Origin of the sequence: Streptomyces sp. NPDC006925 (assembly GCF_042869575.1) — a bacterium.
Taxonomy (GTDB): Bacteria; Actinomycetota; Actinomycetes; order Streptomycetales; family Streptomycetaceae; genus Streptomyces.
Genome location: NZ_JBIAGB010000023.1, coordinates 39910 through 63218 on the forward strand (window position 1 = coordinate 39910; position 23309 = coordinate 63218).

General features: G+C 73.5%; 21 protein-coding genes. 4 read left to right on the forward strand and 17 right to left on the reverse strand.

Going from position 1 to position 23309, the window contains the following annotated elements; all coding sequences use genetic code 11:
* Window positions 1–20 precede the first annotated feature (20 nt).
* Entirely contained in the window at window positions 21–1403 is a 1383-nt protein-coding gene (locus ACFYNS_RS25300; RefSeq protein ID WP_360303858.1) for a solute carrier family 23 protein, read from the forward strand.
* On the opposite strand, the gene ACFYNS_RS25305 is transcribed toward ACFYNS_RS25300, so the two are convergent.
* Window positions 1385–1975, reverse strand: coding sequence for a GNAT family N-acetyltransferase (locus ACFYNS_RS25305; protein WP_388605225.1), 591 nt, complete (start codon window positions 1973–1975; stop codon window positions 1385–1387). The genes ACFYNS_RS25300 and ACFYNS_RS25305 overlap by 19 nt on opposite strands.
* Before the next feature lie 129 nt (window positions 1976–2104).
* Here ACFYNS_RS25305 and ACFYNS_RS25310 point away from each other — a divergent pair, with 129 nt between their 5' ends.
* Window positions 2105–2815: a DUF5995 family protein gene (locus tag ACFYNS_RS25310; RefSeq protein WP_360303099.1), complete on the forward strand. Its 711-nt coding sequence runs from the start codon at window positions 2105–2107 to the stop codon at window positions 2813–2815.
* 141 nt (window positions 2816–2956) lie between these two features.
* Entirely contained in the window at window positions 2957–3883 is a 927-nt protein-coding gene (locus ACFYNS_RS25315; RefSeq protein WP_360303101.1) for a TIGR03619 family F420-dependent LLM class oxidoreductase, read from the forward strand.
* 49 nt (window positions 3884–3932) lie between these two features.
* On the opposite strand, the gene ACFYNS_RS25320 is transcribed toward ACFYNS_RS25315, so the two are convergent.
* The 10 genes from ACFYNS_RS25320 to fmt form a co-directional block, all read right to left on the reverse strand.
* Window positions 3933–5654 carry an NAD(P)/FAD-dependent oxidoreductase gene (locus tag ACFYNS_RS25320; protein ID WP_360303103.1) on the reverse strand — a complete coding sequence of 574 codons (1722 nt, stop codon included), beginning with the start codon at window positions 5652–5654 and terminating at the stop codon, window positions 3933–3935.
* 62 nt (window positions 5655–5716) lie between these two features.
* Complete coding sequence (locus ACFYNS_RS25325; RefSeq protein WP_360303105.1) at window positions 5717–6496, reverse strand: carbon-nitrogen hydrolase family protein; 780 nt, start codon at window positions 6494–6496, stop codon at window positions 5717–5719.
* Between the two features lie 138 nt (window positions 6497–6634).
* A complete protein-coding gene (locus ACFYNS_RS25330; RefSeq protein ID WP_019356172.1) occupies window positions 6635–7090 on the reverse strand; it encodes an Lrp/AsnC family transcriptional regulator in 456 nt (151 codons plus the stop codon).
* Window positions 7091–7311: 221 nt separating this feature from the next.
* On the reverse strand, window positions 7312–8748 hold the full coding sequence (locus ACFYNS_RS25335) for a GuaB1 family IMP dehydrogenase-related protein (protein WP_360290424.1): 1437 nt from the start codon (window positions 8746–8748) through the stop codon (window positions 7312–7314).
* 157 nt (window positions 8749–8905) lie between these two features.
* A complete protein-coding gene (locus ACFYNS_RS25340; protein WP_360290422.1) occupies window positions 8906–10174 on the reverse strand; it encodes a cation:proton antiporter in 1269 nt (422 codons plus the stop codon).
* Window positions 10175–10271: 97 nt separating this feature from the next.
* On the reverse strand, window positions 10272–10748 hold the full coding sequence (locus tag ACFYNS_RS25345) for a cation:proton antiporter regulatory subunit (protein ID WP_276474258.1): 477 nt from the start codon (window positions 10746–10748) through the stop codon (window positions 10272–10274).
* Window positions 10749–10769: 21 nt separating this feature from the next.
* Window positions 10770–11771, reverse strand: a complete 1002-nt coding sequence (locus ACFYNS_RS25350; protein WP_019356168.1) for a sugar-binding transcriptional regulator — start codon at window positions 11769–11771, stop codon at window positions 10770–10772.
* 117 nt (window positions 11772–11888) lie between these two features.
* The gene (gene rpe, locus ACFYNS_RS25355) at window positions 11889–12578 is read right to left on the reverse strand and encodes a ribulose-phosphate 3-epimerase (protein ID WP_360290420.1); all 690 of its coding nucleotides are present in this window, start codon (window positions 12576–12578) and stop codon (window positions 11889–11891) included.
* 34 nt (window positions 12579–12612) lie between these two features.
* Window positions 12613–14061, reverse strand: a complete 1449-nt coding sequence (locus ACFYNS_RS25360; RefSeq protein ID WP_388605229.1) for an RsmB/NOP family class I SAM-dependent RNA methyltransferase — start codon at window positions 14059–14061, stop codon at window positions 12613–12615.
* Window positions 14062–14162: 101 nt separating this feature from the next.
* Window positions 14163–15125, reverse strand: coding sequence for a methionyl-tRNA formyltransferase (gene fmt, locus ACFYNS_RS25365; RefSeq protein ID WP_360290416.1), 963 nt, complete (start codon window positions 15123–15125; stop codon window positions 14163–14165).
* A gap of 289 nt (window positions 15126–15414) precedes the next feature.
* On the opposite strand from fmt, the gene ACFYNS_RS25370 reads away from it, so the two are divergent.
* A complete protein-coding gene (locus tag ACFYNS_RS25370; RefSeq protein WP_360290414.1) occupies window positions 15415–16083 on the forward strand; it encodes a hypothetical protein in 669 nt (222 codons plus the stop codon).
* Between the two features lie 285 nt (window positions 16084–16368).
* Here ACFYNS_RS25370 and ACFYNS_RS25375 read toward each other — a convergent pair whose 3' ends face one another.
* The 6 genes from ACFYNS_RS25375 to ACFYNS_RS25400 form a co-directional block, all read right to left on the reverse strand.
* The gene (locus ACFYNS_RS25375) at window positions 16369–18534 is read right to left on the reverse strand and encodes a primosomal protein N' (protein ID WP_388605231.1); all 2166 of its coding nucleotides are present in this window, start codon (window positions 18532–18534) and stop codon (window positions 16369–16371) included.
* Window positions 18535–18809: 275 nt separating this feature from the next.
* Window positions 18810–20018: a methionine adenosyltransferase gene (gene metK, locus ACFYNS_RS25380; RefSeq protein WP_026004561.1), complete on the reverse strand. Its 1209-nt coding sequence runs from the start codon at window positions 20016–20018 to the stop codon at window positions 18810–18812.
* 371 nt (window positions 20019–20389) lie between these two features.
* Complete coding sequence (gene coaBC, locus ACFYNS_RS25385) at window positions 20390–21643, reverse strand: bifunctional phosphopantothenoylcysteine decarboxylase/phosphopantothenate--cysteine ligase CoaBC (protein ID WP_388605233.1); 1254 nt, start codon at window positions 21641–21643, stop codon at window positions 20390–20392.
* 104 nt (window positions 21644–21747) lie between these two features.
* A complete protein-coding gene (rpoZ, locus tag ACFYNS_RS25390; RefSeq protein WP_019356160.1) occupies window positions 21748–22026 on the reverse strand; it encodes a DNA-directed RNA polymerase subunit omega in 279 nt (92 codons plus the stop codon).
* 68 nt (window positions 22027–22094) lie between these two features.
* Window positions 22095–22691 (reverse strand): guanylate kinase, encoded by a 597-nt coding sequence (gene gmk, locus ACFYNS_RS25395; protein ID WP_360290405.1) that lies wholly within the window; start codon window positions 22689–22691, stop codon window positions 22095–22097.
* A 37-nt stretch (window positions 22692–22728) separates the two neighbouring features.
* Entirely contained in the window at window positions 22729–23052 is a 324-nt protein-coding gene (locus ACFYNS_RS25400) for an integration host factor (RefSeq protein WP_019356158.1), read from the reverse strand.
* Window positions 23053–23309 lie beyond the last annotated feature (257 nt).

Consider the following 23309-nt stretch of genomic DNA (forward strand, 5'->3'; position numbering starts at 1 on the left):
CAGCGAGCGGGAGTGAACACATGGGCGGCGGGCTCGGCGTGCGGTGGAAGGTGCACGGCGACGGTCGGGTCCCGGCACCCGGCGCGGTGGTACGGCCCGACGAACGGCTCTCCTGGCCGCGGACGGCGGGCCTGGGCGCCCAGCACGTGGTGGCCATGTTCGGCGCCAGCTTCGTGGCACCGGTCCTCATGGGCCTGGACCCGAACCTGGCGATCATGATGTCCGGCCTGGCCACGATGGTCTTCCTGCTGGCCACCCGCGGCCGGGTGCCGAGCTATCTGGGGTGCAGCCTCTCCTTCGTCGGAGTGGCCGCGGCCATCCGCGGCCAGGGCGGCGGCAGCGCCACGGTGACCGGGGCGATCCTGGTGGTCGGGGCCGTGCTGCTGCTCGTCGGGCTCGCCGTGCAGAAGTTCGGCGCGCGGATCATCCACGCGGTGATGCCGCCCGTGGTGACCGGCGCGGTCGTCATGCTCATCGGCTTCAACCTGGCGCCCGTCACCGCCTCGACCTACTGGCCCCAGGACCAGTGGACAGCGCTGCTGACCATGCTGCTGACCGGACTCGCGGTGGTGTGTCTGCGCGGCTTCTGGTCCCGGATCGCGATCTTCCTCGGGCTGGTCGCCGGCTATCTGATGTCCTGGGCGTTCGACACGCTCTTCGGCCGGATCCACTCGCCGGACGCGAGCGGCAAGACGGTCGACCACTGGCGGCTGGACCTGTCCGGCGTGGGCAGGGCCGACTGGTTCGGGCTGCCGTCCGTGCACGGCCCCGACTTCTCCTGGTCGCCGGTGCTGGTCGCGCTCCCGGTGGTGATCGCGCTGGTGGCCGAGAACGCGGGGCACGTCAAGGCGGTCGGCGAGATGACCGGCGATCCGCTGGACGACAAGCTGGGCACCGCGATCGCTGCGGACGGCGCGGGCAGCGTCCTCTCGACGGCCTTCGGCGGTCCGGCCACGACGACCTACTCGGAGAACATCGGCGTCATGGCCGCGACCCGGGTGTACTCCACGGCCGCGTACTGGGCCGCGGCCTGCTTCGCGCTGCTCTTCGGGCTGTGCCCCAAGTTCGGTGCCGTCGTTGCGGCGATCCCCGGCGGAGTACTCGGCGGCATCACCGTGATCCTCTACGGCATGATCGGCTTGCTCGGGGCGCAGATCTGGATCAACAACGCCGTCGACATGCGCAATCCGCTCAATCTCGTCCCGGTCGCGGCGGGCATCATCATCGGCGTCGGCGGCGTCACCCTGAAGGTCACCGACGACTTCGAACTCGGCGGCATCGCGCTGGGCACCATCGTCGTCCTCACCGGCTACCACGCGCTCAAGGCGCTGGCCCCGCCACATCTCAAGGCCCAGCAGCCGCTGCTGGACGAGGGCACCAGCGGCTACGACGAGCCGAGCTGACCCGCGCCGGGGGCCGTGCCGGGTCCGCCGGAGGCGGTCGCGCGTCCCCCGGACGCCGTTGCGCGCGTGCCGGGCGCCGTCGCCGCGAAGTACCGGACCCGGTGGTCCTCGCCCACCGGCCGCATCCCGGCCGCCGCCATCACGTGCTGCGAGGCCAGGTTGTCCAGGTCGGCGTCGGCCTCCACCCGGGCGACGCCCTGCGACCAGGCGAAGGCCAGCAGCGCGCGCAGTGCCTCGGTGGCATACCCCTTGCCGCGTGCCGAGGCGTTGAGGCCGTACCCGACGGTGACGGCATCCGCCGCGCCGGACACCCGGTTGAGGCCGATGCCGCCGATGGCGCGGCCGTCCTCGCGGCGCCGGATCTCGTAGTTGCCGACCGGTCGGTGATCGCCGTCGGCGCCGCACGCGGCCAGCAGGACCCGGGCGCCCCGCACATCCATCGCGTCGGGATACTCGGGCCCCCAACGGTCCCCGGGGCCGGGGCTGCCCCGCACGACGCGTTCGGCCTCCTGACGCGTCATGGGATGCAGCACCAACCGCCCGGTGTGCAGGTCGGCCCTCGCGGTGGTCATGGCCCGAGTATCACGCCATCCCGTCGGCCGCGCACCTGAATTGAACGAGAGGGGCACACGTCCTCCGTCCGGGGGCCGCCATGGCCGCGCTGCCCGCACCGGGGGCCGGCGGCTGTCAGGCTGCCCGGCATGACCTCCATCGAGCAGGTGCCAGCGCAGCGCGCGGCGACGGCCGCGCCCATCGCCGATGTGACGGCCCGGATGCGCGAGATCGGCGCCCTGCTGCCCAGGCAGGACGGGGTGGCGGTGTTCAACCGGGTGTACCTGTCGGTGACCGAGGAGCTCGAACGGCGCCTGGCCGCCGGGCACTTCCGCGACCGGGCCGCCACCGGGGAGCTGGGAAGCCGGTTCGCGCAGCGCTTCCTGGACGCGGTGGACGCCGAGGCGGCCGGACTGCGGATGCCCGCGTGCTGGCGGCCGTTCTTCCGCTTCCGGCGCCATCCCTCCGTCCATCCACTGCAGTTCGCGCTGGCCGGCATCAACGCGCACATCGGCCACGATCTGCCGCTGGCGCTGGTGGACACCTGCCGGGCACTGCACGCCGAGCCCGAGGAGCTGGAAGCGGACTTCGAGCGGATCGGCGAACTGCTGACGGGCCTGGAGGAACGCATCCGGGAGGACCTGATGCCGGGCCCGGACCTGCTGGACGTGGCCGATCCACTCACCCACCTGGTCGGTTCCTGGAGCCTGGAGCGGGCCCGCGCGGGCGCCTGGGTGTCGTTCCGGGCGCTGTGGGGACTGCGGGACTGCGGGGAACTGCTGGAGGAGATGGCCGAGGGGCTGGACGCGACGGTCGGCTTGACGGGCCGCTGCCTGCTCACGCCGCTGTGGCACGGCTGACCGCCGCGGCACCGGGACCGCCGGGGACGGGATGGCATTGCCCGGCATCCGCACATCGCGTATGCAGGGACGCTCCGGTACCGGGGGGCCGGAGATGAACTGCCGGGAACCGGCGGGCAGGTGGAGAGCTACGGAGGCGACATGGCACTGCGACTGGGGCTGGGACTGCCGCAGACCGGCGCGTACGACCTGACGGCCGACGTGACGGAGGTGGCACGGGCGGCCGAGGAGCTGGGGTACGACAGCGTCTGGGTGCTGGAGCGGCTCATGCGCCCCGAGGAGCCGCTGGACGACATGTATCTGGTGCCGGGGATGCGGTGGGCGGACTACTTCCGGTCCGTCGCCGACCCGCTGGTCACCCTGTCGCTGGCGGCCGCCGTCACCGAACGGGTGCGGCTGGGCTCGGCGGTGCTGGTCGGCCCGCTGCACCAGCCGCTGCTGCTGGCCCGCGCCCTGGCGTCGCTGGACGCGGCCGGCGGCGGCCGGCTCGTCGCGGGGCTGGGCACGGGCTGGTCCCGGGACGAGTACGCCGCGGCCGGCGCCGAGCACGCCGCCCGCGGGGCGGCCCTGGACGAACTGCTGGACGTGTGCGCCGCGGTGTGGGGGCCGGATCCGGCCGCCTACGAGGGCCGGCGGACCCGGTTCTCCCCCTCGGCGATCGGCCCCAAGCCCGCCCGACCGATCCCCGTGCTGCTGGCGGGCGGCACGGACAAGGCGCTGCGCCGCCTGGTGCGGCGGGCCGACGGATGGCTGCCCTCGATGCTGTCGAACGAGCAGATCGCCGCCACCCGGGCGAGGATCGCGGAGCTTGCCGGGGAGGCGGGCCGGGACCCGGCTGAGCTGTCGACCACCGTACGGGCGGCGGTCCAGCTCACCGACCGGCCGGTGGAGGGCAGGCGCCGTCCGCACCACGGCAACGTCGAGCAGATCGTCTCGGATTTGGCCGGCGCGGTGCGGGCAGGCGTCCAGGAGGTCCTGCTGGACGCCCAGTTGACGTGCCGCGACGCGCAGGAGCTGATCGGTACCGCGAAGGTGTTGCGGGAGGCGGTGACCGAGGCGGACCTGTGAGGCGGGACCGGCGCCGCCGGGCTGCGCCGTCCCGCCTCCCGGCCGCCGGTCAGTCCTCCGGGAGCCGCACCGGCTCGATCTCCTCGAAGACGTCCCCCGGGCCGGGGTTGGCGGGGTCGGTGGTGCCGCCCAGATGGTGCATGACGCCCCACACGGCGTTGAGCGCGGTCTGCACGGCGCCCTCGGCCCAGCCCGCGGTCCAGGAGATGTCGTCCCCGGCGAGGAAGAGGCCGCGCCGGTCGGCGGGCAGCGTCTCCTGCATGAAGTGGGTGAACAGCCGCCGCTGGTAGCGGTAGTGGCCCGGCAGGTTGGCCTTGAACGCGCCGAGGAAGTACGGCTCGTCCTCCCAGGAGACGGTGAGCGGGTTGCCGGTGATGTGCTTGCGGATGTCGACACCGGGATAGATCTCGCCGAGGGACTTGAGCATCACCTCCATCCGCTCGTTGGCGTCCAGCGGCAGCCACTTGAGGCTGTCGTCGCACCACGTGTACGACAGGCAGATCACGGCCGGCTTGTCGGGGCCGTCGTCCAGCAGGTAGGTGCCGCGCGTCATCCGGTCGGTGAGGGTCATGCTCATCGTGTCCCGGCCGGTCCGTGGGTCCTTGTCGAGCCAGAACGGCCGGTCGACGGGCACGAACAGCTTGGAGGACTCCATGTAGTGGGTGCGCTCCACCGCGGTCCAGTGGTCGATGGGCAGCAGCGCGTCGTCGCAGTCGATCCGGCTCAGCAGCAGCCAGGACTGGGCGGTGAAGACCGCGGCGCGGTAGGTGCGGATGTCACCGTCCGCGTCGGTGACGGTCACCCGGTTCCCGGCCGTGCGGTGCAGCCTGGTGACGGCGGGGCGGTGCGCACCGCCTGGGTGCAGCGAGCTGAGGCTGGTGCCCTGCGGCCAGTGGACGAGCTTGTCCGGCTGGTGTTCCCACAGCCGCAGCGGAAGCTGCTGGCAGCCGCCGACGATACCGCGGTGGTCGTCGTCCGCGCCGGTGTAGACGACGCGCAGGATCTCCAGGATGGAGTTGGGGAAGTCGGTGTCCCAGCCGCCGGTGCCGAACCCGACCTGTCCGAAGATCTCCCGGTGCCGGAAGGAGGAGAAGGCCGCGGAGTCGCACAGGAAGCCGTAGAAGGTCTGGTTGTCCAGCTTCTCCACCAGGCGGGACCAGATCTCCCGGATCCGGGGGACGTCCCGCTCGCGTATCGCCTGCTGCATCGCCGAGAAGTCGGCTCCCTCCTCCAGGCAGGCGTTCCATGCCTCCATCACCTGGTGGTAGACGGGCGGCAGGTCCTCCAGCGTGCGCGCGTAGTGCGGCTCGCCCTTGAGGTCGACCACGGTGGAGGGGGTGTCGGGAGCCAGCGGGTTGGGGAACGGCTCGGTCTCCAGGCCCATCAGGTCGATGTAGTGCCGGAACGCGGTCGAGGACGGCGGGAAGCGCATGGCGCCCATCTCCGCGCGCAGCGACGGGTCGCCGCCGTCGAAGGTCGCCGTACGCAGCCGGCCGCCGAGCTGGTCGGCCTCGTGGACGACCGGCTTGAGCCCCATCTTCATCAGTTCGTACGCCGCCACCAGGCCCGAGAGGCCGCCGCCGATCACCGCGACCTCGGTGCCGTGCTCGGTCGGCGGGACAGCGCCCAGGCCCGTCGGATGCGCGAGGAAGTCGTCGTAGGCGAACGGGAAGTCGGGGCCGAACATGGTCAGCGGGCCCTGGGTCTGCTGCTGTGCGGCGTCGCGCAGCTCGTCGTGGTCGTGGGCGGCGGTGGGCACGGTGGAGGTCATGCGGGTGTCGCTCCTGGGAGTACGGGACGGCTGCGCGGGGGCGCGCGGCCGCCCTGGAGGGGTCAGTGCGCGTAGAGCTCGGGGCGGCGGTCGGCCAGATACGGGTTGCGGTCGCGGGAGGCCCGCAGCTCCTCGGGATCGACGTCGGCGACCAGCAGCGCCGCCGCCCGGCCGTCGGCCCGCACCGGCACGGTGCCGTCCGGCGCAGCCAGACAGCTCAGCCCGGCGAAGTCGAACGCACCCTCGGGGCCGACGCGGTCGGCGTAGGCGACGTAGAGCTGGCTCTCCACCGCACGCGCCGGGACGAGGGTCGTGGCGACGGTGTCGTAGGGCCGCATCAGCGCGGTGGGCACCAGCAGCAGGTCGGTTCCCGCCAGGGCGTGCGCGCGGACGGCCTCCGGGAACTCCACGTCGTAGCAGATCAGCAGGCCCAGCCGGAGCCCGTCGAGGTCGGCCTGGACGGGCAGCCGGGTGCCGGGGGTGTAGTGCTCGGCCTCGTAGGTGCCGTACAGGTGCGTCTTGCGGTAGTCGGCGAGTGCCGCACCGTCCGGGCCGACCAGCCGGACGGCGTTGTGCACGGCACCGTCCTCGCCCGCCTCGGGGTACCCGTAGACGAGGGCGACCCCGTGCTCGCGAGCGATGCGGGAGACGGCCGCCGCGGCGGGTCCGTCGGCCGGCTCCGCCACCTCGGCCGGGTCCTCCAGCGCATAGCCGCTGAGCGAGAGTTCCGGCGTCACCAACAGCCGGGCGCCGCGCGCAGCGGCGTCCCGCGCGGCGGCGTCGAGCGCGGCCGGCCCGCGGGAACGGGGCTGGTCCTGGGTCTGGAGGAGAGCGATACGCACGCATTCGAAGCTACGGGCGCGCCCGGTGCGCCACAAGCGGCGGATCTTGCGGAGGGACCCGCACTTCGTTGCGCACTTCTGCCTCGGATCGGCGATGTGTTGCGGCGAGTGTCCCGGCTCACAGCCGGGACACATGGATCACAGCGGAGGCCCGGCGGTGTAGCGCCGGAGCAGCGGGGAGAGCACCAGGACCGACTTCGTCCGCTCGACGAACGGCTCCCCCGCGATCCGCTCCAGCACGGCCTCGAAGTGCCGCATGTCCGCGGCGAAGACCTGCACGAGCGCATCGGCCTCGCCGGTGACGGTGGAGGCCGCCGCCACCTCGGAGTAGTGCGCCAGCGCCCGGTGGATGTCCTCCGGCGAGGTGCGGGAGCGGCAGTACATCTCGATGAATCCCTCCGTCTGCCAGCCCAGCGCCGAGGGGTCGACCCGCACCGTGAACCCGGTGATGGCACCCCGCTCCCGCAGCCGGTCCACCCGGCGTTTGACTGCGGGAGCCGACAGGCCGACCTCGGCCCCGATGTCGGCGTAGGTACGGCGGGCATCCTCGGCGAGGGCGTGGACGATGCGTTCGTCGAGATCGTTCAGTGGCACGGCGACAGTAGAACACGGCCCGGCGGGCGGTCCGGCGCGGCGGATACGGCGGGCCCGCGCAGCCGCGCCCGGGAGCGCCGACCCTGGTCAGGGCGACCGGTGGCTCCGGGGCGCGCACCGTCCGCGGCGCGGCGGGCGCCCCGGGGCCGCCCCGCGCGGCCCGGCCGGCACCGGGCGGCGGGACGCTGCCGCGGGCCGGGCACCGGCGCGGACGGGCGGGGTCACCAACTGGCGTGCAGGGGCTTGCCCTCCGCGTAGCCCGCGGCGCTCTGCACGCCGACGACGGCGTTGCGGGCGAACTCCTCCAGCGTCGCCGCACCCGCGTAGGTGCAGGCCGAGCGCAGGCCCGCGATGACCGAGTCGATCAGGTCCTCGACGCCGGGGCGCGCCGGGTCCAGGAACATCCGGGAGGTGGAGATGCCCTCCTCGAACAGGCCCTTGCGGGCCCGGTCGTAGGCGGACTCCTCGGCGGTCCGGTTGCGCACGGCGCGTGCCGAGGCCATCCCGAACGACTCCTTGTAGAACCGCCCGTCGGCGGACTGCTGGAGGTCGCCGGGGGACTCGTGGGTGCCGGCGAACCAGGAGCCGATCATCACGTTGGAGGCTCCGGCAGCCAGCGCCATCGCGACGTCGCGGGGGTGCCGTACCCCGCCGTCGGCCCACACGTGCTTGCCGAACCTGCGGGCCTCGGCCGCGCATTCCTGGACGGCCGAGAACTGCGGCCTGCCGACGCCGGTCATCATGCGGGTGGTGCACATGGCGCCGGGGCCGACGCCGACCTTGACGATGTCCGCGCCCGCCTCGACCAGATCGCGCACACCTTCGGCGGCCACCACGTTCCCGGCCGCGATCGGCACGGCCGGGTCCAGCGCGCGGACGGCCCGCAGCGCCTCGAGCATGCCCTCCTGGTGGCCGTGCGCGGTGTCCACCACCAGGGTGTCGACCCCCGCGGCCAGCAGGGCCTCGGCCCGGGCCGCGACCTCGCCGTTGATACCGACGGCTGCGGCGATCCGCAGCGCTCCGCCGGAGTCCACGGCAGGGGTGTAGAGCGTGGCGCGCAGTGCGCCCTTGCGGGTGAGGATGCCCACGAGCCTGCCGTCGGCGTCGACGGCAGGCGCGAACTTGCGATGGGCGGCGTCGAGCCTGTTGAACGCCTCGCGCGGGTCGATGTCCGCGTCGAGCACCATCGGCTCGGCCGTCATGACCTCGGAGAGCTGGGTGAAGCGGTCGACGCCGGTCAGGTCCGACTCGGTGACGACGCCGACGGGCCGGCCGTCGCGGCAGACGACCCCCGCGCCGTGCGCCCGCTTGGGCAGCAGCGAGAGCGCGTCGGCCACGGTCTGGGTGGGCGCGAGGGTGATGGGGGTGTCGAGGACGTGGTGCCGCTGCTTGACCCAGCCGATGACCTCCGTGACGACGTCGATCGGGATGTCCTGCGGGATCACCACGAGCCCGCCGCGGCGGGCCACTGTCTCGGCCATCCGGCGCCCGGCGATGGCGGTCATGTTGGCGACCACCAGCGGGATGGTGGTGCCCGTCCCGTCGGGCGAGGTGAGGTCGACGGCTTGCCGGGAGCCGACCGCGGAGCGGTTGGGCACCATGAAGACGTCGTCGTACGTCAGGTCGTACGGGGGCCGCTGATCATTGAGAAAACGCACGTACTTCAGTCTCCCATGTCCGCACACCCGCGCGAGGGCGGACGATCCACCGGAGTAGCGGGATTCTGCTGGTGGGATCGTACGAGGCTGTGACGGGGAGCGCGGCGCCCCCGCACGAGGAGTGACCGGACCCGGGGGTACGCGGTGGACGGTCCGCTCACGACGGGTGCCCGGTGCCGCCGACCGGATCCGGTACGCCCTCAACGTCCGGGAGCGCCGCCTCGCGGCGCACCGCGTCGGTGCCGGCCGGCTCCCGGCGGGTGCGGCGGGCGTCCACCAGCCGTTTGAGGCCGCGTACGGCCGGTTCGGTCCAGCGGGCCGTCAGCGGACCGAGGATCACCATGATCATCACGTAGGAGGTGGCCAGGGGGGTGATCCGGGGATCCGTGCCCGCCGCGAGCCCCGCGATGACGATGGAGAACTCGCCGCGCGCCACCAGCGCCCCGCCGGCCCGCAGCCTGCCCCTGCTGCCCACACCGGCCCGGCCCGCCGCGTACCAGCCGGTGAGCGCCTTGGTCACGACGGTGACCGCGGCCAGCGCCAGCGCGGGCAGCAGCACCGGGGGGATCTCGGCGGGTGCGGTGTTGAGCCCGAAGAAGACGAAGAAGACGGCTGCGAACAGGTCGCGCAGCGGGGTGAGCAGGCTGCGCGCGTTCTCCGCCGTCTCGCCGGAGAGCGCGATGCCCACCAGGAAGGCGCCGACGGCCGCCGAGACCTGGAGCTTCGCGGCGATCCCGGCGATCAGCAGGGTCAGGCCGAGGACGACGAGCAGCAGCATCTCGGGCGTGTCGGAGCTGACGGCACGGCTGATGTGGCGGCCGAACCGCAGCGCCGCGAAGAGCACGATGCCCACGGTCCCGACCGCGACGATCATCGCGAGGCTGGTCCCGGCCAGGCCGAGCCCGGCCACCAGCGCCGTGAGCAGCGGCAGGTAGAGCGCCATGGACAGGTCCTCGATCACCAAGACGCCCAGGATCACCGGTGTCTCCCGGTTGCCGAGCCTGCCCAGATCGGTGAGGACCTTGGCGATGACGCCCGAGGAGGAGATCCAGGTGACGCCCGCCAGCGCCACGGCCGCGACCGGTCCCCAGCCCAGCAGCAGGGCGGCCACGGCGCCCGGCACCGCGTTCAGCGCGAAATCCACCATCCCGGACGGGTACTGCGTCTTCAGGCTCGTCACCAGTTCCGAGGCGCTGTACTCCAGGCCGAGCAGCAGCAGGAGCAGGATCACCCCGATCTCCGCGCCGACCTCGATGAACTCCTCGCTGGCGGTCAGCGGGAACAGTCCGCCCTGCCCGAACGCCAGGCCGCCCAGCAGATACAGCGGGATCGGGGAGAGGCCGATGCGGCCCGCGAAGCGGCCGACCAGTCCGAGGCCCAGGATGACGGCGCCGAGTTCGATCAGCAGAACGGTGGTGTCGTGCACAGAGGGCCTTTCAGTCGTCCGGCGGCTGTCCGTGGTCGGGCGGCTGTCCGGGGCGGCGCACGGCCCCTGCGGGACCGGACCGCGGAGTCGGTGCTGCTCAGGTACCGGCGATGATCCGGGTCAGCTCGTCCACGCCCTCGCGGGTGCCGACCGCGACCAGGGTGTCGCCCGCCTCCAGCCGGAAGTCGGGGGTCGGCGAGGGCACCGCGCCGGTCCGCCGCAGCACCGCGACGATGGACGCGCCAGTACGGGTCCGCGCCTGCGTCGCACCCAGCGGCTCCCCGCTGTAGGGGGACTGGCCCGACATCGGGATCCGGACGGTGACCAGATCGATCTCCATCTCGCAGGTCCCCAGCCGCGGGCTCTCCCCCGGGGCGAGGATCTCCGCGAGGGAGGCGGCCTCCTCGTTGTCGAGCTGCACCGTGGCCTGGCAGGCATCCGGGTCGTCCTCGCGGTAGAAGCCGAGGAACCTGCGGCCGTCCTGGTGGGCCACCACCGAGATGTGCCGGCCGTTCCGAGTGGTGATGTCGTACTGCTTGCCCAACCCCGGCAGCTTGGTGCTCTTGGTCGTCATGGCTGGCTGCCTTTCGCGAACCTACTGTGAAGCGGCGGTACTGTCCGGGTCCGTACGTTCCAACGCGGGGCGCGGTCCGGGTTGTTCCTCGTTCAACAGCCAGTCGGCGGCCGCGGTGTCGGTGACCAGGCTGGTGACCAGGCCGGAGCGGAGCACGGCACCGATGGCCGCGGCCTTGCGGTGCCCCCCGGCGATGGCGACGACCTCAGGGATCCGGCGCAGCCGCTCGGCCTCCACGGTGATGCAACGCTCCCCCAGGTCCCGGCCGATCCGGCGGCCCTGCGCGTCGAAGAGGTGCGCCGACATCTCCGCGGCCACCCCCAGCGACGAGTAGTGGTCCCGCTCCTGCGCGCTGAGCATGTCGTGCACCGTGGAGATCCCCGGCTCCCAGGAGCCGATGGAGACGGCGGCCACGGTGACCTTGTCGAAGTACTCGAAGGCCCGCGCGATGCCCGTCTGGTTGCGCAGCGCGGCAGCGGTGGCGCTGTCCGGCAGCAGCATCGGCGCGTAGACCGGGTGCGCCTCGCCGCCGGCCACCTCCGCCGCCCGCCGTACGGCCTCCACCGAGCCGCGGTCGGCCGTACCGGCGTCGTAGACCCCGGTCAGCTGCACGACGGTGCAGGGCGGCAACTGGCGTAGCGCGGTCGCCATGTGGATGGTGGAACGGCCCCAGGCCAGTCCCAGCACATCGCCGTCGGTGACCAGTTCGCCGAGCAGGTCCGCGGCGACCTCGCCGAGGTTCTCCGGATCCGCCGCGTCGTCCACGGCCTCGGTGGGCGACTCGACGACCACCGCGTGCCGCAGCCCGAAGCGGGCGCGGAGCGCGTCCGAGCGCTCGGCGTCCAGCTCGGCCGGGACCCGGATCTCGATCCGCACCAGGTCACGTTCGAGCGCGGTCTCCAGGACCCGGGCCACCTTGAAGCGGCTCACCCCGAACTCGTCGGCAATCTGGATCTTGGATTTGCCCTCCAGGTAGAAGCGGCGCGCCATCGCCGCGGCCTGCATGAGTTCGGCGGGTCCCATTCGCGTGGATCGCCCCGACGACACCGCTCTCACCTCACTGTCTTGCTGTGTCCGCGCTGCCGGCGCTCACGCGCCGCGCGTTCATCCTTGCAGATCCCCGGCCCATGGTGACCGTCCTCACTCCCGGCCCTCCCCGGCGGGCCCCGCCGCCGCTGCCGCCTGCCGCCGCAGCGCCCGCACGGCCGCCGCCGGATCCTCGGCCCCGTAGACGGCCGAACCGGCGACGAACACGTCGGCGCCCGCCTCCGCGCACCGCTCGATGGTGGCGGCCGAGACGCCGCCGTCCACCTGGAGCCACATCTGCAGCCCGTGCTTGTCGATGAGCTGCCGGGTCCGGCGGATCTTCGGCAGCATGATGTCCAGGAACGCCTGCCCGCCGAAGCCCGGCTCCACCGTCATGACCAGCAGCATGTCCAGCTCCGGCAGCAGGTCCTCGTACGGCTCGATCGGAGTGGCCGGCTTCAGCGCCATGGAGGCGCGGGCACCCTTGGCCCGGATCTCGCGGGCCAGCCGCACCGGTGCCGCCGCGGCCTCCGCGTGGAAGGTGACCGAGCCGGCGCCGGCCTCCACGTAGGCGGGCGCCCAGCGGTCGGGCTCCTCGATCATCAGGTGGCAGTCCAGCGGGATGTCCGTGGCCCGGCCCAGCGACTCGACCACCGGCGTGCCCAGGGTCAGATTCGGCACGAAGTGGTTGTCCATCACATCGACGTGGAGCCAGTCGGCGCCCTCCGCGCCTTCGACCCGCCGCGCCTCCTCGGCGAGGCGTGCGAAGTCTGCCGACAGGATGCTGGGGTTGATCTGAGCCATGACTACCAGTATTCCGTGTGTGCGTTCGAGGTGATCACGCGGTGCGGCGCAGCAGCGCCAGATACATCGCGTCGGTGCCGTGCAGATGCGGCCAGAGCTGGAGGTCGGGGCCCGCGCCCAGGTCCGGGACGCCGGGCAGCAGAGGGCGCGCATCCAGCTGCTCCGCGGCCGTCGCCCCCTCCTTGGCCAGCTCCCGCAGGACGTCGTCCACCACGGCACGGGTCTCGGCCAGGTGCGGCGAGCAGGTCACATACGCGACGACGCCTCCGACCCGGGCCGCCTCGAGCGCCTGGCGCAGCAGCGCGCGCTGCAGTGGTGCGAAGCCCGCCAGGTCCTCCGGGCGCCGCCGCCAGCGCGCCTCGGGCCGGCGACGCAGCGCCCCCAGCCCGGTGCAGGGCACGTCGACCAGCACCCTGTCGAAGCTGCCGGGCCGCCAGGCGGGGCGGGTGCCGTCCGCGGCGACCACGGCCCACGGGCCCGGGTTGCCCCGCAGGGCGCGCTCCACCAGCCGGGCGCGGTGCGGCTGCTTCTCGGACGCCAGCAGCGCGGCCCCCCGCTCGGCCGCCAGCGCGCCCAGCAGCGCCGCCTTGCCGCCGGGGCCCGCGCACGCGTCCAGCCAGCGCGTGTCGGCGCCGTCCACGGGCGCCGCGGCCAGGGCCAGCGCGACGAGCTGGCTGCCCTCGTCCTGGACTCCGGCCCGGCCCTCGGCCACGGCCTCCAGCGCGCCGGGCTCGCCGCCCTCGGCCAGCCGGACCGCGTGCGGCGACCAGCGGCCGGGCACGGCCTCGCCGGTGGCCCGCGCCGCGCTGTGCAGCTCCTCGGTGGTGGCCCGCCCAGGCCGGGCCACCAGGGTGACCTCTGGCCGCTCGTTGTCCGCCTCCAGCAGCGCGGTGATCTCCTCGCGTCCGCCGCCCAGCGCGTCCCACAGCGCGGAGACCACCCAGCGCGGGTGCGCGTACCGCAGTGCGAGGTGCTCCTCCGGGTCCTCGTCGTAGGGCGGCGCGACGCGCTCCAGCCAGCCGTCGAGGTCGTGCGCGGTCAGCCGCCGCAGCACCGCGTTGACGAACTTCGCCCGGCCGTCGCCCAGCACCACCCGGGCCAGCTCGACGGTGGCACTCACCGCCGCGTGCTGGGGGATGCGGGTGCCGAGCAACTGGTGGGCGCCCAGGGAGAGGACGTCCAGCACCGGCGGGTCGACCTCGCGCAGCGGCCGGTCGACGCACTCGGCGATGATCGCGTCGTAGGTGCCCTGGCGGCGCAGCGTTCCGTAGACCAGCTCGGTGGCCAGCGCGGCGTCCCGCGCGTCCAGTCCGCCCTGTGCCGGGTCCTGCTCCCGGGCCTTGCGCAGCAACGGCGGCAGGACGAGATTCGCGTAGGCGTCCCGCTCGTCCACCGCGCGCAGCGCCTCGAAGGCGAGGATGCGGACAGGGTCCTTGCGGGGGCGCCGGTACCGGTTGCCGCCCCGGCGGGGTTGAGTGCTCACAGGTGAAGGTGCTCCGCAAGATCAGGGTGTCGAGACCCCCACCCTACGGCCCGGCCGGGGAAAGGCCGCGACGGGTCGTGCGCGGCCCCGGCCCACCCGGCTCAGGAGTCCGGGGTGTCCGGGGCGTCGAAGCGGGCGCCCTGTCCGATGCGGGTGCCGCGGGCCCAGTCGGCTGCCCGCATCGGCTTCTTGCCCTGCGGCTGCACCCACTCCAGCTCCACGGGGTGCGAGCCCGTCCCGACGTGTACGGCGTTCTTGCCGACCCGCAGTTCGCCGGGGGCGGGCTCGGCGGCCTCGGAGCCGGCGCCGCTGCCGGGCAGCAGCGAACGGACCTTCAGCCGCTCGCCGCGGAAGACGGTCCAGGCGCCGGGCGCGGGCGAGCAGGCGCGCACCACGCGGTCGACGCGGAGTGCGGGCGCCGCCCAGTCGATCCGGGCGTCCTCCACGGAGATCTTCGGCGCGAGGGAGACGCCTTCCTGCGGCTGCGGCACCGCCTGCAGGGTGCCGTCCTCGATCCCGTCCATGGTGGCGGCCAGCAGACCGGCGCCGGCGAAGGCGAGCCGGGTCAGCAGGTCGCCGCTGGTGTCGCGGGACCGCACCTCCTCGGTCACCACCCCGTAGACCGGCCCCGAGTCCAGCCCCTCCTCGATGAGGAAGGTGCTGGCGCCGCTCATCCCGTCCCCGGCGAGCAGCGCGTGCTGTACGGGCGCGGCGCCGCGCCAGGCGGGCAGCAGCGAGAAGTGCAGATTGACCCAGCCGCGCGCCGGCACGTCCAGCGCCACCCTGGGCAGCAGCGCCCCGTAGGCGACGACGGGGCAGCAGTCGGGCCCGATCTCGCGCAGCCTGGCCAGGAATTCCTCGTCCCGGGGGCGCGCGGGCTTGAGCACCTCGATGCCCTCCTCCTCGGCTCGCCGGGCCACGGGGCTGGGCACCAGCTTCCGGCCCCGCCCGGCGCGCGCGTCGGGCCGGGTGACGACGGCGGCGACCTCGTGCCGTGCGGAGGCGATCAGGGTGTCGAGCGCGGGGACGGCGACCTCGGGAGTGCCGGCGAAGACGAGCCTCATCAGTGGCGAACTACCTCTCACATGGGGAAAGACAGCACAGTTTACGGTCAGCGCGGGCGTGGTGCCCTGGGGGGCGTGCGGGCTTCCGCGCGCCCTGCCGGTACGACCTCCGCGCCCCCGAAGCGTGACCAGAGGGCCCATCGCAGCGTTGGTCAAGTCAGATTGACCGAACCGAGCGCCGCCCCGCCACCGCGCCGCGGCCTCGCTCCCCCCTCTTCCGCACAGCCAGCCATCCTATCCAGCTCCGTAGCTGAACACCCCCATGCCAACAGGTCCGAGAGGCTTCTTCATGGCCGACCACGCAACCCACGACGCCCAGGCGCGGGCCAGCCTGCACCTCCTGGTGCGGGACATCGAGCGGGTCCGCCGACAGGTGGACGCGCTGCGCACTCTCACCGCGCAGTTGGGCAACGTCTACCGTCCGCGGCGCACCGGCCCGGCCGCGGGCTTCGTCGTCTACGGCCGCGCACCCGCGCCGACCGTCCGGCTCGCCCAGGAACTACGCGACAGCGTCGAGACCCTGGTGACGGCGGCGGTTGACTTCGACCGCTCACTCGGCTTCTCCTGGGACGCCGTGGGCTCGGCCCTGGGCGTCACCAAGCAGGCCGTGCACCGCAGGTACGGCTCCAACCGGCGCGGCCCCACGGCCGGCTCCCCCGAGAACGCCGAGGCCCCCGCGCCCTCCCCCTCGTCCCCCACACCCGTGCCCCGGCAGTCCGAGGCCGTGCCCGCCGCCGCCCGGTCGCTCCCGACGGCGCCCGGTGCCTCTCCGGCGCACCGGCCGGCGCCGGTCCCCGCGGCCCGCTCGATCCCGCCGCAGCAGCCCCCTGCGCAGCAGCCGTACGAAGCCCGGCACGAACCGCGGCACGACGGGCGCCAGGACGGACGTCAGGACTCCTACCGGGAGGTGCGGCAGGAGCCCCGTACGGGGGCGCTGCCCGCACCCCGCAACGGCTGACCGGCGCCCCCCGGCCGAGCCCGTGCGGCGCGCGCAGCTGCTGACACGTGCCGCTGCCGCGTTCCGGTCCGGTCGGTCTCGGTCCCGGTCCCGTCGGGAGCTCTTCGCAACCGCGCCGAACCCCGCAGCACATCCGTACCCCGCCGCTGTCCGGTGCCGCCCGCACCGGACAGCGCGCCATGTCGGCACCGGTACGCCGCTGCCGGTCCGGACCGGCGACGCGGCGCGCGGGCATCCGACCGCCTGACCGGCGCCGCCGCCGGGCTGCGGCCCTCCCACCCGGCGTCACCCGATGTCCAGCGGATCGACCCGCACCTGCGCGATCGGCCCCTCCCTGCGGGTCAACCGGCCCACCTGCGCCGTCTTCAACGCCGCGGCCAGCGCTGCGCCGCTGCCGCGCGGCACCCGCACCAGCGCCCGCTCCCACTGCTCCCCCGGCGGCGGGTCACCCGGGTTGCGGGGCCTTCCGGGCTCCAGCACCGGAAGGGGCACCGGGCCGAGCACCTGGGCGCCCTCGGGCAGCCCGGCGTCCTCGGCCGCGGCCAGCAGCCCGGCGACGGCCTCGGACGGACCGGTGACCGCCGCCATCCGGGAAACCGGCGGAAAGCCCAGCTCAGCGCGGTCCGCCAGCTCACGCAGCGCATGTCCCGCCGGGTCCCAGCGCACCAGTGCCTGCACCGGGCGCACAGACTCCTCCGCGACCACCACCACCGTCCCGCCCTCGCCCTGCGGCCGGACCAGCGAGGCGGCGCCCAGCCAGCGGCGCAGGGCCTCCTCGCCCGCGCGGAGATCGGGGCGGCTCAGCAACGCCCAGCCGTCGAGCAGCAGCGCGGCCGCGTACCCCTCGCCGCCCTCCGGCACGGGCTCCGCACCGGGGGTGGCGACGACCAGCGCGGGACGCCCCGGCACCGACTCCAGCACGTGGGTGCCGCCCGAGGTCCGCACCGGCACCGCGGGGAATGCGCGGCCCAGCTCCTCCGCCGTGCGGCGGGTGCCGATCACACTGCCGCGCAGCCGCGTCCCGGAGCACATGGGACAGCGCCACTGCGGGGTCTCCCGCGCGCACCAGCCGCATCGCAGCGCCGTGCCCTCCGCGGCCGCCTCCAGCGGACCCGAGCAGTGCGCGCACCGGGCCGGCTCGCGGCACCGCTCGCAGACCAGCCGCGGAACGTAGCCACGGCGCGGCACCTGCACCAGCACCGGGCCAAGCTCCAGCGCGTCCCGCGCGGCGCGCCAGGCCAGGCTCGGCAGCCGGGCACTGCGGGCTGCCGGATCGCGGCCGGCGTCGCCCTCGGCCGCCGTACGGACCCGGGGCATGACGGCCCGCACGGTGTCCCGGTCGGCAGCCAGCGGCCGCGCGAAGCCTGACTCCACGAGCTGCGCGGCCTCCACCGTGCAGCCGTGCGCACCGAGCAGGAACGCCGCCTGCTCGGTCACCGCACGCTGCAACAGCACCTCGCGGGCGTGCGGCTGCGGGGCCCGCTCCTCGCTGTGGTTGCTGTCGCCGTCCTCCCAGACGGCGGCGAGCCCCAGGCGGCGCACCGGAGCGAACATCGCCGCCCTGGTGCCGACGACGGCACGCACCGCTCCGCGGCTGACCGCGAGCCACCGCCGGTAGCGCGGCTCGGGTCCGGCGTCCGCGGTCAGCAGCACATGCTGCCCCTCGCCCACCAGCGCGGTCAGCGCGGCGTCCACCCGTGCCGCCGACTTCCCGTCGGGCAGCACCGCGAGCGCCCCCCGGCCCGCGGCGAGGGCGGTGGCCATGGCGCGGGCCAGCTCGTCCGCCCAGCTCTGCGGGCCGGGCAGCGCGGTCCACACCGCACGGGGCGCTGCCTTCTCCGCGACGGCCCGCAGGAACGCGGGCCCCTCCGGATAGCGCGCCCAGCCGCCGGGCTCCGGCGCCGCGGGTTCGGCCGGGCGGCGCGGCGAGGGCTGCTTCTCCGCCCTGGCGCGGCGCGGCGGGACGGCGAGCTGGACCACGTCGGCGAGCGATCCCGCGTACCGGTCGGCAACCGCCCGGCACAGTCCGAGCAGTTCGGGTGTGAGCACCGGTTCGGGCGAGAGCACCTGGGCGAGCGGGGCGAGCCTCCCGGTGAAGTCGGTGTCGGCCCGGCGCTCGACGATGAATCCGTTGATGAGGCCGCCTCCCTCGCGGCGGCCCTCCCGCTCCCCCGCGCCGAAGCGCACCCGGACCCGCACACCGGGCTGGGCCTCCTCGTCCATCGTGGCGGGAACGGCGTAGTCGAAGTACCGGTCGAGGTGCACCAGCCCCTTGTCGACCAGCACCCGCGCCACGGGCAGCCGCTCCGCCATCTCGGCACCCCGCCAGGTACGCGGTCTGGCCCTCGGCTGTCTGGCCCTGCGCTCCCGCACGGTCTCCCGGATCAGCGCGAGCTGCTCCGGCGCATGCGGCTGACGCTCCCCTTCATCGTTGCCGTCGCCCCTGCTCACAGCCTCAGTCTCGCAAACGGCTCGGACAGCCGCCGCACACCGGACCGGTCCGGCGCCGCCTCCGCCCGGCAGGGTCGCGGCCCGGCCCCGCACCGGTGAGGGCCCCGGTCCCGGCCTCGGACTGCCCGGACGGGTGAGTGGGCCTCAGGCCGGATCCGCGCCCCGGCCCGGCAGGTGTCCGGACACGCCGGAGGCCCGGCACCCCGCCAGCATGGGGTGCCGGGCCTCCGACGGTCGAACGGAGGGATTACTGACGATGCCGACGCGGCGGTGGGCTAGAGCCCGGCCGCCTTGCGCAGGGCGTCGACCCGGTCGGTGCGCTCCCAGGTGAAGTCGGGAAGCGCCCGGCCGAAGTGGCCGTAGGCGGCCGTCTGCGAGTAGATGGGGCGCAGCAGGTCGAGGTCGCGGATGATCGCGGCCGGACGGAGGTCGAAGACCTCGGAGATGGCCTGCTCGATCTTCTCGTGGTCCACCGCGGCGGTGCCGAAGGTCTCCACGAAGAGACCGACCGGCTCGGCCTTGCCGATGGCGTAGGCGACCTGCACCTCGCAGCGGGTGGCGAGGCGGGCGGCCACCACGTTCTTGGCGACCCAGCGCATCGCGTAGGCGGCGGAGCGGTCGACCTTGGACGGGTCCTTGCCGGAGAAGGCGCCGCCACCGTGGCGGGCCATACCGCCGTAGGTGTCGATGATGATCTTCCGGCCGGTGAGTCCGGCGTCACCCATCGGGCCGCCGATCTCGAAGCGCCCGGTCGGGTTGACCAGCAGCCGGTAGCCCTCGGTCTCCAGCTTGATGCCCTCGTCCACCAGGGCCTTCAGCTCGGGCTCGACGACGAACTCGCGGATGTCGGGGGCGAGCAGCGAGTCGAGGTCGATGTCGGCGGCGTGCTGCGAGGAGACCACGACGGTGTCCAGCCGCACGGCCTTGTCGCCGTCGTACTCGATGGTCACCTGCGTCTTCCCGTCCGGGCGCAGGTAGGGGATCGTGCCGTTCTTGCGGACGGCGGAGAGCCGCTCCGAGAGCCGGTGTGCCAGGGTGATCGGCAGCGGCATGAACTCGGCGGTCTCGTCGCAGGCGTAGCCGAACATCAGGCCCTGGTCGCCGGCGCCCTGCTCGTCGAGCTCGTCCTCGTCGCCCTCGACGCGCTTCTCGTAGGCGGTGTCGACGCCCTGCGCGATGTCGGGCGACTGGGCGCCGATCGACTCCGAGACGCCGCAGGAGGCGCCGTCGAAGCCCTTCTTGGAGGAGTCGTAGCCGATCTCGAGGACCTTGTTGCGCACGAGCGTCGAAATCGGGGCGTATGCCTTGGTCGTCACCTCTCCGGCCACGTGCACGAGGCCGGTGGTGATCAGTGTCTCGACGGCGACCCTGGAGTGCGGGTCTTCCTTGAGGAGGGCGTCGAGGATGGTGTCGCTGATCTGGTCAGCGATCTTGTCAGGGTGACCCTCGGTCACAGATTCCGAGGTGAACAAGCGGCGCGACACATCGCTCCCTGGGGTTGCAGCGGCTGCTGGCTGAGCATGGGCGGACCGGTCGGGGGCTGCGCCCAAGCACGGTCCGCGGCCAGTTTATCCATCTCCACCCGCATCCAATCACGGACTCTCGAACTACGAGACGACCATGACCTGCTCGATCCGAACTCCAGGAGCACCGGAAGGGTGCGGGAGATATGGATATGTCAGGGCGTGTCGGACAGCGAAGACGCTGGTCAAGAGCGCCGTTCCAGCCGTGTTCGACGGCTTCCGGCCCACTCGGTCACCCTGTCGACATTTTCGGTGCCCCCGCGGCGGAGGCGGTGATTCCGCGTCCACTCCTCGGGACGCCCGCCGCGCCGCGGATGACCGAGGGCCCCGGTTCAGTCCTGGGACAGCCCCGGGAGCCGCTCGGCGATCAGGTCCCAGACGGTATCCGCGAGTGCCTCCTTCGGCCCGTGCGGAACCGGCGTCTCGCTACCGTCGGTGCCCAGCACCACGGCCTCGTTCTCCGCCGAGCCGAAGGTCCTGCCCTCCCCCACCTCGTTGACGACAAGCAGGTCGCAGCCCTTGGCGGCGAGCTTGGCGCGGCCGTGTTCCAGCACCCGGTCCGTCTCGGCCGCGAAGCCGACCACCACCTGGCCGGGGCGGGTGCGATGCGCGGCGAGCTCGGCGAGGATGTCGGGGTTCCGGGCCAGCGCCAGTGGCTCGGGCTCCTGGCCGGCCTTCTTCTTGATCTTCCCGGTGGCATAGCCGGCCGGGCGGAAGTCGGCGACCGCCGCGGCCATCACCACCGCGTCCGCGTCGGCGGCCGCCGACGTCACGGCGGTGCGCAGCTCCTCCGCGCTGCCCACCCGCACCAGGTCCACGCCCGCCGGGTCCGGCAGTGCGCTGTTGGCGGAGACGAGCGTCACCCGCGCCCCGCGCGCCGCGGCGGTGCGGGCGAGCGCGTACCCCTGCTTGCCGGAGGAGCGGTTGCCCAGGAAACGCACCGGATCGAGCGGCTCACGGGTGCCGCCCGCGCTGACGACGACATGGCGTCCCGCGAGGTCGGGGCCGACTCCGTCCGCTCCGCGCTGCAGCACCCGCCGGCACACCTCGAAGAGCGCCTCCGGGTCCGGCAGCCGCCCCTTGCCGGTGTCCTTCCCGGTCAGCCGCCCGACGGCGGGCTCGACGACCAGCGCGCCGCGGCGCCGCAGCGTGGCGACGTTCTCCCGGGTGGCGGGGTGCTCCCACATCTCGGTGTGCATCGCGGGGGCGAAGACGACGGGGCAGCGTGCGGTGAGCAGGGTGTTGGTGAGCAGGTCGTCGGCGAGTCCGTGTGCGGCCTTGGCCAGCAGGTCCGCGGTCGCGGGGGCGACGACGACGAGGTCGGCGCCCTGGCCGATCCGTACGTGCGGCACCTCGTGCACCGTGTCCCACACCTCGGTGGCCACCGGGTGGCCGGTCAGCGCCGACCAGGTGGCGGCGCCGACGAAGTGCAGCGCCGAGGCGGTGGGCACCGCCCGGACGTCGTGCCCGCTCTCGGTGAGGCGCCGGGCCAGCTCGCACGCCTTGTAGGCGGCGATGCCGCCGCTCACTCCCAGCACGACCCTCGGCTTGCCGGCTGCCGTCCGGCCGTCCCGCTGCTGCGTCACTCGTCTCTCCCCACATGCCCGTACACGTGCCGTTATGCCCTTATGACACACCAGGGGCCCGGCAGCCGCGCTGCCGGGCCCCTGGTGGAAGCGGTGCCGACCGGCTACGGGACGACCGGCGGAGCCTCCACGGGCTCGGAGGTGAGAAGTCCGGCGTTGATCTCGCGGAGTGCGATGGACAGCGGCTTCTCGTGCACGTGGGTGTCCACCAGCGGGCCGACGTACTCGAGGAGGCCCTCACCGAGCTGGGAGTAGTACGCGTTGATCTGACGCGCGCGCTTGGCGGCGTAGATGACGAGGCTGTACTTCGAGTCGGTGGCCTCGAGCAGCTCATCAATCGGCGGGTTGATGATGCCCTCGGGCGTGGTGATGGAAGAGGACACTCTCTGCCTTCCGAAGGGTGGATGGAGCGGGAATCGACGCACGGGCAGCGCGCCGGGCGCGCTGGAGGTCAGCCGATACGCATCAAGGCTAGCAGCTCGGCGCTTACCTCCTCGACGGAGGTGTTGACCAGGGTCCGGTCGAACTCGGCCTCGGCCGCCAGCTCGGTGCGGGCCGCCTCCAGCCGCCGCTCGATGACCTCGGGCGCCTCGGTGCCCCGGCCGGTCAGCCTCCTGACCAGCTCCTCCCAGCTCGGAGGGGCCAGGAAGACGAGGTGCGCCTCGGGCATGGACTGCTGGACGAGCCGGGCGCCCTGCAGGTCGATCTCCAGCAGGACGGGCTCCCCCCGTTCGAGGTGCTCCAGTACCGCTCCCCGGGGGGTGCCGTAGCGGTTGCCCGCGAACTCCGCCCATTCGAGCAGGTCGCCGTTGGCGATCAGCTTGTCGAACTCCTCGTCGTCCACGAAGAAGTACTGCACACCGTGCCGCTCGCCCGGACGGGGCCTGCGGGTGGTGGCGGAGACGGAGAGCCAGACCTCTGGGTGCGCCTTGCGCAGGTGTGCGACGACCGTGCTCTTGCCGACCCCGGAGGGGCCGGAGAGCACGGTCAGCCGCGATGTGCCGACCGGGGGTGCCGGGGTCTCCCCCCGGGGAACTGCAGAACTCATGCAGCGATTATCCCGGTTTACGGGAGTGCCCGGGACCTCAGGCGTTGGCGCCACCGAACTCGCGCTCCAGCGCGGCGATCTGGTTGGACCCCAGACCGCGCACCCGGCGGCTCTCGGAGATCCCCAGTCGCTCCATGATCTGCTTGGCGCGGACCTTGCCGACGCCGGGCAGGGACTCCAGGAGCGCGGAGACCTTCATCTTGCCGATCACGTCGTTTTCCTGGCCCTGCTTGATGACCTCGTGCAGGGACGCGCCGGAGTGCTTGAGCCGGTTCTTGACCTCGGCGCGCTCCCGGCGAGCCGCGGCGGCCTTTTCGAGCGCGGCTGCGCGCTGTTCAGGGGTAAGGGGCGGAAGAGCCACGCCTGCGTCACCTCGGATGTCGAACTGTCGGATACGGATCGGTGAGGAACCTAGTAGGCCCGCACCTGCGGAGCAACGAGCAACGCGCCTGTTGGCGGTGCTCTGGACGGAGACTAGCGGGCATGAGCCCCGGAGTCAGCGAGAACAGACGAAAAGTCCAGGTCAGCCTCTGCCGACCCGGACTTTTCGGGACATAATTGGTGTGTTTTCAGCTCTCAGCGTGGGATCTTGGAAGCCGCGCGGCCCGCACCGGGCCG

What these genes read in the sequence shown, in the direction of transcription:
- ACFYNS_RS25310 (WP_360303099.1), top strand. Translation starts at nt 2,105, where the DNA reads ATGACCTCCATCGAGCAGGTGCCAGCGCAGCGCGCGGCGACGGCCGCG.
- gmk (WP_360290405.1), bottom strand. Translation starts at nt 22,691, where the DNA reads ATGAGTTCTGCAGTTCCCCGGGGGGAGACCCCGGCACCCCCGGTCGGC.
- ACFYNS_RS25300 (WP_360303858.1), top strand. Translation starts at nt 21, where the DNA reads ATGGGCGGCGGGCTCGGCGTGCGGTGGAAGGTGCACGGCGACGGTCGG.
- ACFYNS_RS25350 (WP_019356168.1), bottom strand. Translation starts at nt 11,771, where the DNA reads ATGGGACCCGCCGAACTCATGCAGGCCGCGGCGATGGCGCGCCGCTTC.
- ACFYNS_RS25320 (WP_360303103.1), bottom strand. Translation starts at nt 5,654, where the DNA reads ATGACCTCCACCGTGCCCACCGCCGCCCACGACCACGACGAGCTGCGC.
- fmt (WP_360290416.1), bottom strand. Translation starts at nt 15,125, where the DNA reads ATGAGGCTCGTCTTCGCCGGCACTCCCGAGGTCGCCGTCCCCGCGCTC.
- ACFYNS_RS25305 (WP_388605225.1), bottom strand. Translation starts at nt 1,975, where the DNA reads ATGACCACCGCGAGGGCCGACCTGCACACCGGGCGGTTGGTGCTGCAT.
- ACFYNS_RS25370 (WP_360290414.1), top strand. Translation starts at nt 15,415, where the DNA reads ATGGCCGACCACGCAACCCACGACGCCCAGGCGCGGGCCAGCCTGCAC.
- rpe (WP_360290420.1), bottom strand. Translation starts at nt 12,578, where the DNA reads ATGGCTCAGATCAACCCCAGCATCCTGTCGGCAGACTTCGCACGCCTC.
- ACFYNS_RS25345 (WP_276474258.1), bottom strand. Translation starts at nt 10,748, where the DNA reads ATGACGACCAAGAGCACCAAGCTGCCGGGGTTGGGCAAGCAGTACGAC.
- ACFYNS_RS25315 (WP_360303101.1), top strand. Translation starts at nt 2,957, where the DNA reads ATGGCACTGCGACTGGGGCTGGGACTGCCGCAGACCGGCGCGTACGAC.